The organism is Streptomyces sp. (genome assembly GCF_031178505.1).
Classification (GTDB): domain Bacteria; phylum Actinomycetota; class Actinomycetes; order Streptomycetales; family Streptomycetaceae; genus Streptomyces; species Streptomyces gulbargensis.
Map to the genome: position 1 here is coordinate 1 of NZ_JAPSIW010000183.1, position 10,477 is coordinate 10,477.

12 protein-coding genes and 1 riboswitch are annotated in these 10,477 nt (G+C 73.9%); of the genes, 5 read left to right on the plus strand and 7 right to left on the minus strand.

What is annotated here, in order from left to right:
• Positions 1–135: 135 nt before the first annotated feature.
• Positions 136–612: a bacterioferritin gene (gene bfr, locus RIF68_RS14920; RefSeq protein WP_030493020.1), complete on the minus strand. Its 477-nt coding sequence runs from the start codon at positions 610–612 to the stop codon at positions 136–138.
• A 183-nt stretch (positions 613–795) separates the two neighbouring features.
• On the opposite strand from bfr, the gene RIF68_RS14925 reads away from it, so the two are divergent.
• Positions 796–1,476 (plus strand): sulfite oxidase-like oxidoreductase, encoded by a 681-nt coding sequence (locus RIF68_RS14925; RefSeq protein WP_309051722.1) that lies wholly within the window; start codon positions 796–798, stop codon positions 1,474–1,476.
• A gap of 40 nt (positions 1,477–1,516) precedes the next feature.
• On the opposite strand, the gene RIF68_RS14930 is transcribed toward RIF68_RS14925, so the two are convergent.
• The 6 genes from RIF68_RS14930 to thiO all read right to left on the minus strand — a co-directional run bounded on the left by RIF68_RS14930 (position 1,517) and on the right by thiO (position 7,214).
• Positions 1,517–2,047, minus strand: a complete 531-nt coding sequence (locus RIF68_RS14930; protein WP_309051723.1) for a DUF4396 domain-containing protein — start codon at positions 2,045–2,047, stop codon at positions 1,517–1,519.
• Positions 2,048–2,115: 68 nt separating this feature from the next.
• Positions 2,116–2,991 carry a deoxyribonuclease IV gene (locus RIF68_RS14935; protein WP_309051724.1) on the minus strand — a complete coding sequence of 292 codons (876 nt, stop codon included), beginning with the start codon at positions 2,989–2,991 and terminating at the stop codon, positions 2,116–2,118.
• Positions 2,992–2,997: 6 nt separating this feature from the next.
• Positions 2,998–4,917 carry a Stk1 family PASTA domain-containing Ser/Thr kinase gene (gene pknB, locus RIF68_RS14940; protein ID WP_309051725.1) on the minus strand — a complete coding sequence of 640 codons (1,920 nt, stop codon included), beginning with the start codon at positions 4,915–4,917 and terminating at the stop codon, positions 2,998–3,000.
• Positions 4,918–5,053: 136 nt separating this feature from the next.
• Positions 5,054–5,848, minus strand: coding sequence for a thiazole synthase (locus RIF68_RS14945; protein ID WP_309051726.1), 795 nt, complete (start codon positions 5,846–5,848; stop codon positions 5,054–5,056).
• A 5-nt stretch (positions 5,849–5,853) separates the two neighbouring features.
• Positions 5,854–6,054 carry a sulfur carrier protein ThiS gene (thiS, locus tag RIF68_RS14950; RefSeq protein WP_309051727.1) on the minus strand — a complete coding sequence of 67 codons (201 nt, stop codon included), beginning with the start codon at positions 6,052–6,054 and terminating at the stop codon, positions 5,854–5,856.
• Positions 6,051–7,214 carry a glycine oxidase ThiO gene (thiO, locus tag RIF68_RS14955; protein WP_309051728.1) on the minus strand — a complete coding sequence of 388 codons (1,164 nt, stop codon included), beginning with the start codon at positions 7,212–7,214 and terminating at the stop codon, positions 6,051–6,053. The genes thiS and thiO overlap by 4 nt, the downstream gene beginning before the upstream one ends.
• Positions 7,212–7,324: riboswitch (TPP riboswitch) on the minus strand. It overlaps the preceding gene by 3 nt.
• Positions 7,325–7,402: 78 nt before the next feature.
• On the opposite strand from thiO, the gene RIF68_RS14960 reads away from it, so the two are divergent.
• The 4 genes from RIF68_RS14960 to RIF68_RS14975 all read left to right on the plus strand — a co-directional run.
• Positions 7,403–8,644 (plus strand): FAD-dependent oxidoreductase, encoded by a 1,242-nt coding sequence (locus tag RIF68_RS14960; RefSeq protein WP_309051729.1) that lies wholly within the window; start codon positions 7,403–7,405, stop codon positions 8,642–8,644.
• Positions 8,645–8,687: 43 nt separating this feature from the next.
• Complete coding sequence (locus RIF68_RS14965) at positions 8,688–9,053, plus strand: Rv2175c family DNA-binding protein (RefSeq protein ID WP_309051730.1); 366 nt, start codon at positions 8,688–8,690, stop codon at positions 9,051–9,053.
• Between the two features lie 331 nt (positions 9,054–9,384).
• Positions 9,385–10,044 (plus strand): thiamine phosphate synthase, encoded by a 660-nt coding sequence (gene thiE / locus RIF68_RS14970; RefSeq protein WP_309051731.1) that lies wholly within the window; start codon positions 9,385–9,387, stop codon positions 10,042–10,044.
• Positions 10,045–10,175: 131 nt separating this feature from the next.
• The coding region (locus tag RIF68_RS14975; protein ID WP_309051732.1) for a methylenetetrahydrofolate reductase at positions 10,176–10,477 on the plus strand (302 nt) is incomplete at its 3' end.

Here is a 10,477-nt window from a genome sequence, read left to right on the forward strand (position 1 = left end):
CTGCCCGCGGCGCGACCTCCTCGACCAGGGCGTGCCCGCCCTCGCGGCCGACGTCACCCCGGAGGTCACCGAGCTGGGGGAAGCCGCTTAGAGCCCCCGGTCCGCCGCCGTGCGCGACATCCGGCCGCGGACCGCTCAGCTCGGCTGCTCGATCAGCGTCGACAGGTAGAGCGCCTCGCCCAGGGACTCGATCAGCTCCAGCTGCGTGTCCAGGTAGTCGATGTGGTGCTCCTCGTCGGCGAGGATCTCCTCGAAGAGGTTGGCGGACGTGATGTCCCCCTTCGCGCGCATCACCTCGATGCCCCGCTTCAGGCGGTCGATCGCCTCCACCTCGACTTGCCGGTCGGCCTGGAACATCTCCGTGACCGTCTGGCCCACCCGGACGTGGAAGAGACGCTGGTAGTTGGGCAGGCCGTCGAGCATCAGGATGCGCTCGGTCAGCTTGTCCGCGTGCTTCATCTCGTCGATGGACTCTTCACGGGTGTACTTGGCGAGCTTCGTCCACCCCTTGTTGTCCTGGATGCGGTAATGCAGCCAGTACTGGTTGATGGCCGTCAGCTCGCCGGTCAGCTGCTCGTTGAGGAACTCGAGGACCTCGGGGTCGCCCTGCATCGCAGAGGCTCCTTCCACTTCCACGTCGCGTGTTCGTGCCGTCACTGGGCGGGATGGCCGCATCCTCGCACTCCGAATGGGTGGCGTCCAGTAAGTGCACGCTTAGTAGGAGTTGCCCGAATCGGTGCGGGGGGAGTGGTGGCTGGTCATGACCACCCCTCGCCGTCTGTCACCATGGATGACATGGGTCAGCCGGAGAGCGGAGCACACCGGGAAGCGGAGCGGTCGGATCGTTCTCCGGAGAGTTCGCCGGACCCCGCCACGGGATTTCCGCCGGACCTGCCGCCCGGGCAGCGCCTCCAGCGCGGCTGGCCGGTCACCCACTACGGGCCCGTCCCCAAGTTCAAGCCGGACCGCTGGGAGTTCCGGGTCTTCGGCGCGACGGCCGACGGCGACAAGCGGTGCTGGAACCACGAGGAGTTCTCGGCGCTGCCGTTCTCCACGGTCGTGGCCGATCTGCACTGCGTCACGAAATTCAGCATGGTGGGGGCCGAATGGGGCGGCGTGCCCGCCCGGACCATCCTGGAGCTCGCGCCGCCGGCGCCCCATGTCACCCATGTGATGGTCTGGGCCGAGTACGGCTACAGCGCCAACATGCGGCTCGCCGACTTCGCCTCGGAAGGCACGATCTTCGCCACCCACAAGGACGGCGAACTGCTCACCGCCGAGCACGGCTTCCCGCTGCGGCTGATCGTCCCGCACCTGTACGCCTGGAAGGGGCCCAAGTGGGTCCGCGGCGTCGAGTACATGGCCGCCGACCGCCGGGGTTTCTGGGAGGAGCGCGGCTACCACAACCTCGGGGACCCCTGGCGGGAGCAGCGCTACTCGTACCAGGAGGAACCGGGCGACGGCCCGGAACTCTAGAAGTCCGGGCCGTCGGTCCGCCGGCGGGTCGTGCGGCCGGTCAGTGGTGGTACCGGTGCACCACCGCGTGACCCTTGCCGCGGCCGATCATCCACTTGTTCACCGGGGTGGTGATCAGGAAGGCCACGAGGAAGGCGACCGCGAGCGCGCCCCAGAAGAGGCCGTCCGTCAGGTGCGCGTCCATGGCGCCGGGGATCAGCAGCAGCATCCCGTTGTCGACGATCTCCATGACCGTGATCGAGATCGTGTCGGCGGCGAGCGCGACACCGATCGCGGCCTTGAGGGTGAGGCCCGCGCGCTTCACGGCGAACAGGGTCAGTGAGTAGCCGAAGAGGAACGCCAGGGCGATGGCGAGGACCATGGTGGGGGCGTTGCCCCAGCCCAGGGCCGTACCGATGATCATGCCGAGGACCTCGCCGATGGCGCAGCCGGTGAGGCAGTGCAGCGTGGCCTTGGCCGCCATGGCCCAGGAGACCTTGCCGGGGGTGTGGTGGTGACCGTCGTGCCCTTCGTGGCCGGCGTGGGCCTCGTGGCGGGTGTGGTCGTGATGGGCGTGCGCTTCGTGCTGCATGGGGTGCCCCCAACCTCGGGTAGCGGTTCCTGCCGATACAGGAACCGTATACCCCCTAGGGGTATTCCTCAAGGGGAAAGGATCATCGAGGAGCCGATCCGCAGCTTCTTCAGGAGTTCCACGTCCGCGAGGTGGCCCTCCTTCCCGCCCGGTGTCTCGATGACCAGCGGGACCCCCTCCGTCGCCGGATGGGTCAGCAGCTCCCGGAACGCCTCCTCGCCTATGTGCCCGGCGCCGATGTTGGCGTGCCGGTCCTTGTGGGCGCCCACCACGTCCTTCGAGTCGTTGGCGTGGATCAGCTTCAGCCGGCCCTCACCGACCGTGCCCACCAGCAGGTCCAGCGTCTGCGCGGCTCCGTGCGGGCCGGTCAGGTCGTGTCCGGCCGCGAAGATGTGGCAGGTGTCGAGGCAGACGCCCAGCTTCGGGTGGCGGTCGAGCGCGTCGAAGTACGGGCCGAAGTCCCAGGTGCGGGAGCAGAGCGAGGAGCCCTGGCCGGCCGTGGACTCCAGGAGCAGGTCCGGGTCGTCCGGACGGGTCAGTTCGTCGAGGAGCGGCAGCATCCGCTCCCGTACCTGCGCGAGCGCCACCTCGCGCGGGCGGCCGCCGGTGGCGGAGCCGGTGTGCACGACCACGCCCCGGGCGCCGATCTCCCGCGCCCGGCGCAGCGAGTGCCGCAGCGAGTCCACCGACCTCTCCACGGTGGCCTCGGTGTGGGAGCCGAAGTTGATGAGGTACGGGGCGTGGACCCAGGCCGATGTCGCCGTGGCCTCGCACTCCGCGCGGAACCGTTCGTCCTGGGCCGGGTTGCCCGGCGGTGTCGCCCAGCCGCGCGGGTTGGCGACGAAGACCTGGACGGCCTCGGCGCCGAGCTCGCGGGCGTAGCCCAGTCCGACCGTGGCGAGACCGCCGGCCACGGGCACATGGCCGCCGACGGGGTTGCGCATGAGTTCTCAGAGTCCCTTGATCGTGATCGTGACGGTGGAGCCCTCGGCGGCCTCGGAGCCGCCCTCCACCGACTGGCGGGCGACCGTGTCGCCCAGGAAGGGGAAGGACTTCTCGACCTTCACCTCGAAGCCCGCGTCCTCCAGGGCCGCCCGGGCGTCGGCGGTCGTCTCCCCGGTGACGTCCGGGACCTCCACCATCCGGGGGCCCTGGGAGACGGTGAGCGTGATCGTGTCGCCCTCGGCGGCCCGGCTGCCCTCGGCGAGCGACTGGGCGGCGACCGCCCCCGCGTCCTCGGCCGAGTGGACCCGCTCCGGGTCGACCCGCACCGTCAGGCCCGCCTCCTGGAGTGCGGCGGTGGCGTCCGGGACGCTCTCGCCGACGACGTCCGGCACCTCGACCGGGGCGCCCTTGCTGACCACCAGGGCCACGGCCGAGTCCGGGGCGCGCTCGGTGCCCGGCTCCGGGTCCGTACGGAGCACCGCCCCCTTCACGACGGACTCGCTGAACGCGGTGGTGATCACCCCCGGCGCCAGGCCCTCCTTCGCCAGCAGCCGCTTCGCCTCCGCGAGCGGCTTGTTCCTGAGGTTGGGGACCTTCACGACCCGCGGGCCGCGCGAGAGCGTGAGGGCGACCGTGCCGTTGCCGCGGACGCGCTCGCCGGGCGCCGGGTCGACGGCCATGACGGTGCCGCGCTCGTACACGTCGCTGAACGCGCGCTTCGTGGTGCCGACCTCCAGACCGGCGTCGGTGAGACGTTTCGCCGCCGCCGCCTCGGTCTGGCCGAGGACGGCCGGGACCCGCGTGAACTGGCCCGAGTTGATGTACCAGATCCCGGCGCCGAGACCGAGGGCGAGCAGCAGCGCCGCCACGATCGGCAGCGGGCCCCGCGGTGGCCGGCGGCGCGCGGCGGGCGCCGCCACGGGGTCCGGCGCGGACTCCGGCACGGCCAGCCGGCTGGTGTGCTGCACCGGCTGCGGGTCCGGCGCGACCGGTACGGCCCTGGGGATCACGCTGGTGCGGTCCTCGGCGGTGTCCCGGTCCTCCGCGCGGGCCTGTGGCGGCGCGGCGTCCAGCTGCTCCTCCGTGAGTGCCGCCCGGGCCCGCAGGACGAGGGCCAGGAGCGCGACGGCGTCGTGCGGCCGGACCTCGGGGTTGCGGGCGGTCGCCGCGGCGACCAGCTCGTCCAGCTCCGGGGCGAGACCGGGCACGTCGGCCGAGGGCGCGGGCACGTCGGTGTTCAGGTGCCGGTAGAGCACCTGGGCGGGCGTGTCACCGGAGTGCGGCCTGCCGCCCGTGAGCATCTCGTACAGGACGACCCCGCAGGCGTACACGTCGGCGCGGGTGTCGGCCGTGCCGTGCTCGATCTGCTCCGGCGCCAGGTACGAGACGGTGCCGAGGACCGAACCGGTGGTGGCGGTCGCCGTCCCCACGGCCCTGACCAGACCGAAGTCGGCCACCTTCACCCGGCCGTCGTCCCCTATCAGGACGTTCTCCGGCTTCATGTCCCGGTGGACGAAGCCGGCCCGGTGCGCGGCGCCGAGCGCGGCGAGCACCGGCTCCAGGATGTCGAGCGCCGCGCGGGGCCGCAGCGCGCCGCGCTCCCGGAGCACGTCCCGGAGCGTGCAGCCCTCGACGTACTCCATGGCCAGGTAGACGTAGGCGCCCTCGGCGCCCTGGTCGAAGACCCCGACGACGTTGGGGTGCGCGAGCCGGGCGACGGACTTCGCCTCGCGGATGAAACGCTCGACGAAGGCGGCGTCCGCCGCCAGCGAGGGGTGCATCACCTTGAGCGCGAGGACGCGGTCGAGGCGGGTGTCGACGGCCCGGTAGACCGTGGCCATCCCGCCGACGGCGATGCGCGCGTCGACGCGGTAGCGGCCGTCGAGCAGCCGCCCGACGAGGGGGTCCTGGAGGGTCGTGTCCACGGCGTCGAGTCTACGAGCCGCCCGGCGGCCCCCCGCCCGGGTCCCGCCCCACTGCGACGCACCTGTGACGCACCCGACGCGGCCGGGGCCGGAGCGGCCCCGCGGGCCGGGGAGACCCCGATCGGCGGGACACCCCCTAGAACGCCGGGCGCTCCGGGTCCAGGTGGGCGCGGCCCTCGTGGGGGGAGGAGGCCTCCGCGAAGTGGCGGCGGGGGATGCGGCCCGCGCGGCGGGCGAGGCGGCCCGCCTCGACCGCGTGCCGCATCGCCGCCGCCATCAGCACCGGCTCCTGGGCCCGTGTCACCGCCGACGCCAGCATCACCGCCTCGCACCCCAGCTCCATCGCGAGCGCCGCGTCCGACGCCGTACCGGCCCCCGCGTCGAGGATCACCGGCACCCCCGCCCGCTCCACGATGAGCTCGAAGTTGTGCGGGTTGCGGATGCCGAGCCCCGAGCCGATCGGGGAACCGAGCGGCATGATCGCCGCGCACCCCACGTCCTCCAGCTTCCGCGCGAGGACGGGGTCGTCGTTGGTGTACGGCAGGACGGTGAAGCCCTCGTCCACGAGGGTCTCCGCCGCGTCGAGGAGCTCCACCGTGTCCGGCAGCAGCGTCCGCTCGTCCGCCACCACCTCCAGCTTGATCCAGTCGGTGCCGAGCGCCTCCCGGGCGAGCCGGGCGGTCAGGACGGCCTCGCCCGCCGTGAAGCAGCCCGCCGTGTTGGGCAGGACCCGGATGCCGAGCCGCTCCAGGACGGAGAGGACCGAGCCGCGCACCGTCGGGTCCAGGCGGCGCATGGCGACGGTGGTCAGCTCCGTACCGCTCGCGACGAGGGAGCGCTCCAGGACGTCCAGGCTGGGCGCGCCGCCCGTCCCCATGATGAGACGGGAGGAGAACTCCGTACCGCCGAGGACGAACACGTCGTCGGACATCGCGCTCAGCCCCCCTGCACCGCGGTGAGGACCTCGACCCGGTCGCCGTCGCCGAGCAGCGTCGCCGCCCACTCACCGCGCGGCACGACCGTCTCGTTGACCGCCGCGGCCACCCCGGTGGGCGCCGTGGTCAGGGTGGCGACGAGGGCGTCGAGGGAGACGGGGCCGTCCAGGACCCGGGCCTCTCCGTTCACGGACACGTTCATACGGGCTGCTCCTGTCGTACGGGCGGGGCGGAGGAGAAACGGAGGGGGGAGAAGGGGCGCGCCTCGTCGGGGAGGACGCCCGTGGTGAGGACCTCCGCCATGACGTCGCCGGTGACGGGGGTCAGCAGCACCCCGTTGCGGTAGTGGCCGGTGGCCAGGTGGAGGCCGGGCAGGGCGCTCGGGCCCAGCATCGGCGCGTTGTCGGGCGAGCCGGGGCGCAGCCCGGCGAGGGTCTCGGTGAGCGGCAGCTCGGTCAGTCCGGGGACGAGTTCGTGGGCGTCCCGCAGCAGCTCGTACACCCCGCCCGCCGTGACGGTGGTGTCCCAGCCGAGCTCCTCGCTGGTGGCGCCCACGACCAGCTCGCCGTCGGCACGGGGCACGAGGTAGACGTGGCTGCCCCGGACCACGGCCCGCACGGTCCGGGAGAGGAAGGGGGCGTACGCGGGCGGCACCCGCAGCCGCAGCACCTGCCCCTTCACGGGGCGCACCGGCGGCAGCACCTCCTCCGGCACGCCGGCGAGCCGCCCGCTCAGACTGCCCGCGGCCAGCACGACCTGATCGGCGGTCAGCTCCCCGCCGCCCTCCAGGAGGACCCCGGTCGCCCGGTCCCGTACCACCACCAGCCGCTCCGCGCGGGCGCGGTGGAGGACCACCCCGGACCGCTCGCAGGCGACGACGAGCGCGGCGGCGAGCCGGCGCGGGTCGACCTGGTGGTCGCCGTCGACCCGCAGGCCACCGCGCACGCCCGGCGCCAGCATCGGTTCGAGGCGCCGGCACTCCCGTCCGCTCAGCCACGCGGACGTCAGCCCGCAGCGGGTCTGCAGGGCGTGCAGTTCGCGCAGATGGGCCCGGTCGTCGGCGTCGAGCGCGACGGCGAGCGTGCCGCAGGCGCGGTAGCCGACACCGTGGCCTGCGGCCTCCTCCAGCTCGGCGACGAACGCGGGATAGCGCGCCGCGGAGGCGAGGTTCAGCCCCAGCAGGGTCTCCTCGCCGTAGTGCAGTTCGGTGACGGCGGCGAGCATCCCGGCCGCGACCCGGGCGGCCCCGCCGCCGGGCTCCGGGTCGACGACCGCGGCGCGCAGCCCGCGCCGCGCCGCCCGCCAGGCCGTGACCAGGCCGATGATGCCGCCCCCGACCACGAGGACATCGGAAGAACGCATGGGCGTCCAGCCCCTCCCTTCGCCGGCATGACCCGGATCAGGTTCGTACGGTCGGAGGCCGGCCAGCCTCCCTCTCAGCCCGGTGCGTCCGGGCTCCCGCGAGTGCTTCACGTCGGTGGCCAGACTAACCCCCGCCCCCGGGGGCCGGTACAGCCCGCCCCCGGGACCGGTAGGCCCTGAGGGCTGACATGCCGTCAGCTGCGTATGGTGGTCCGGTGAGCGAGCACCAGCAGACCCCGAGGCACGTCGTGATCGCCGGAGCCGGGATGGCGGGCGTGCAGACCGCCGTCGCCCTGCGCGAACAGGGCTTCACCGGCACGGTGACCCTGATCGGCGCCGAATCCCACCAGCCCTACGACCGCCCCCCGCTCTCCAAGGCGGTCCTCCTGGGCAAGGCCGAGGGCTCCGCCTTCGACATCGACTTCGCCGACCTGGACATCGACCTCCGGCTCGGCCTGGAGGCCGTGGCCCTGCGCCCCGCCGACCGTGAGATCGACACCACCGCCGGGCCCGTCCCGTACGACGCCCTGGTGCTCGCCACCGGCGCCCACCCGGTCACCCTGCCGGGCGCCGAGGGCGTCCCCGGCGTCCACCTGCTCCGCACCCTGGACGACGCCCTGCGCCTCGCCCCCGTCCTCGAACGCCGGAAGACCGTCGTGGTCGTCGGCGCCGGCTGGATCGGCGCCGAGTTCGCCACCGCCGCCCGTGAGGCGGGCTGCGCCGTCACCGTCGTCGAGGCCGCCGAACGGCCGCTCGGCGACGCCCTGCCCGCCGAGGTCACCGCCTTCATGGCCGGCTGGTACGCCGAGCGCGGCGCCGAGCTCCTCACCCACGCGCGCGTGGCGACCGTCCGGCCCGGCGCCGTCGTCCTGGACGACGGCCGGGAACTCGCCGCCGACGCCGTCGTCGTCGGCATCGGAGCCCGCCCCACCACCGGCTGGCTCGCCGGTTCCGGCATCGCCCTCGACCCGGACGGCGCCGTCACCGCCGACGACCGGCTGCGCACCTCCCTGCCCGACGTGTACGCCGTCGGGGACTGCGCCTCCTTCCCCTCCGCCCGCTACGGCGCCCGGCTCCTCGTCCACCACTGGGACAACGCCCTCCAGGGCCCGCGCACGGTCGCCGCCGACATCCTGGGCGCGCTGCCGGAGCCGTACGACCCGGTGCCGTACTTCTGGTCCGAGCAGTTCGGCCGGTTCGTCCAGTACGCGGGACGCCACGCGGACGCCGACGGAACGGTGTGGCGCGGAGACCCCTCCTCGGAGGCCTGGAGCGTGCTGTGGCTGCGCGGAGGGGTGCCCGTCGCCCTGCTCGCCGTGGGCCGGCCCCGTGACCTGGCCCAGGGGCGCAAGCTCATCGAGAGCGCCACGCCCGTCGACCCGGAGCGCGCCGCCGACCCGGCCGTCCCCCTGAAGGCGGCCGTCCGGTAGGGCCCGACTACCGGCTGTCGGACCGGGATGGCACGCTTGTCCCGTGACCGAGATTGACGAAAAGATCGATGCTCTCGTCCCCGCGTGGCTCTACCTCCCCGACATCGCGGAGATGCTGGACGTCGAGGTGACGCGTGTCCGGCAGCTGGTCAAGGACGGCCAGCTCATCGCCGTACGCCGCGGGGAGAACAACGCCCTGCAGGTGCCGGCCGCCTTCATCCAGGGCGACAAGGTCGTCAAGGGCCTCGCCGGCACCCTGACGCTGCTGCGGGACGACGGCTTCACCGACGAGGAAATGCTGGAGTGGCTGTTCACTCCGGACCCGAGCCTGCCGGGCACGCCCGCGCAGGCGCTCGCCGAGAACCGCGGCACGGAGGTGAAGCGCCGCGCCCAGGCGCTCGCCGTCTGACCCGCCGGAACGGCGTGCCCCGCGCGGGGCGGCGCTGACGCGACCGATGACACCCCGCCCCCGCCGAGGGGGCGGGGTGTCGTGCCACGCGCTTCGTGCCCGGCCCCGCTCCCGTCGCCGCGGGGCGACCGCGTGCCCCACCAGCCGTACGGCGCCGAAGCCGGCCCCCGGGCATCCGGCCTCCGCCTGCCCCCACCGGTCTCCGGTCCTGCCCCTACCCGCTACCGTGGCGGCCGCGCGGCTCGACAAACAGCGACAGATCCAGCAGCGGGCGCGGCGGTGGGCCATCGGTCGGCGTCGTGCCGGCACCACCCGATGGGGGGACCCAGCCATGCCCACACCCCGTGAGCGACTCGCCGACGCCCGGCTCTACCTGTGCACCGACGCGCGCAAGCGGCAGGGCGACCTGCCCGAGTTCCTCGACGCCGTGCTCTCCTCCGGCGTCGACGTCGTGCAGCTGCGCGACAAGGGCATGGAGGCCGCCGAGGAGCTGGAGCACCTCGCCGTCCTCGCCGACGCCTGCCGGCGCCACGGCACGCTCCTTGCCGTGAACGACCGGGCCGACGTGGCCCACGCGATCGGCTCCGACGTCCTCCACCTCGGCCAGGGCGACCTCCCCGTGCCCGCCGCCCGGGCGATCCTCGGCGACGAGGTGCTCATCGGCCGTTCCTGCCACGCCGAGGCCGAGGTGGCCGCGGCCGCCGCCGAGCCCGGCGTGGACTACTTCTGCACCGGCCCCTGCTGGCCCACGCCCACCAAGCCCGGCCGGTACGCGCCGGGCCTCGGGCTCGTCCGGTACGCGGCGGGCCTCGCCCAGGGGCGTCCCTGGTTCGCCATCGGCGGCATCGACGCGGCCAACCTGGACGAGGTCCTGGACGCCGGGGCGCGCCGGATCGTCGTCGTCCGGGCGATCACGGAGGCCGACGACCCGGCCGCCGCGACCGCCGCCCTCGCCCGGCGCGTCCGCGAGCGGGCCGTTACGGCGGCGTGACGCCCGGGAGCGGGGGCCGGGCGCGGGACGGAACACCGGCTCCGCCCCGGCCCCGCTTCCGCTGTCCGAAAAGCTGTCCATCCCTCGGACGACCGGTACGCCGCTTCCAGGACCGCGTCTAACCTGCCCGTATGGCCCTTGGAACCGCTTCCGTCCGCTCGGACCGCGCCCGCACGGTCCGCGAGATCCTCGCCTCCGGCAGCACGTCGTACTCCTTCGAGTTCTACGCGCCCCGGACCGAGAAGGGCGAACAGGTCCTCTGGAACGCCATGCGCCGCGTCGAGGCGGTCGGCCCGAGCTTCGTCTCCGTCACCTACGGCGCCGGCGGCACCACCCGGGGCGGCACCGTCAAGGCCACCCAGAAGATCGCCTCCGACACCACGCTCACCCCGGTCGCGCACCTCACCGCCGTCGACCACTCCGTCGCGGAACT

What these genes read in the sequence shown, in the direction of transcription:
- RIF68_RS14935 (WP_309051724.1), bottom strand. Translation starts at nt 2,991, where the DNA reads ATGCGCAACCCCGTCGGCGGCCATGTGCCCGTGGCCGGCGGTCTCGCC.
- bfr (WP_030493020.1), bottom strand. Translation starts at nt 612, where the DNA reads ATGCAGGGCGACCCCGAGGTCCTCGAGTTCCTCAACGAGCAGCTGACC.
- RIF68_RS14925 (WP_309051722.1), top strand. Translation starts at nt 796, where the DNA reads ATGGGTCAGCCGGAGAGCGGAGCACACCGGGAAGCGGAGCGGTCGGAT.
- thiO (WP_309051728.1), bottom strand. Translation starts at nt 7,214, where the DNA reads ATGCGTTCTTCCGATGTCCTCGTGGTCGGGGGCGGCATCATCGGCCTG.
- RIF68_RS14930 (WP_309051723.1), bottom strand. Translation starts at nt 2,047, where the DNA reads ATGCAGCACGAAGCGCACGCCCATCACGACCACACCCGCCACGAGGCC.
- RIF68_RS14960 (WP_309051729.1), top strand. Translation starts at nt 7,403, where the DNA reads ATGCCGTCAGCTGCGTATGGTGGTCCGGTGAGCGAGCACCAGCAGACC.
- thiE (WP_309051731.1), top strand. Translation starts at nt 9,385, where the DNA reads ATGCCCACACCCCGTGAGCGACTCGCCGACGCCCGGCTCTACCTGTGC.
- RIF68_RS14945 (WP_309051726.1), bottom strand. Translation starts at nt 5,848, where the DNA reads ATGTCCGACGACGTGTTCGTCCTCGGCGGTACGGAGTTCTCCTCCCGT.
- thiS (WP_309051727.1), bottom strand. Translation starts at nt 6,054, where the DNA reads ATGAACGTGTCCGTGAACGGAGAGGCCCGGGTCCTGGACGGCCCCGTC.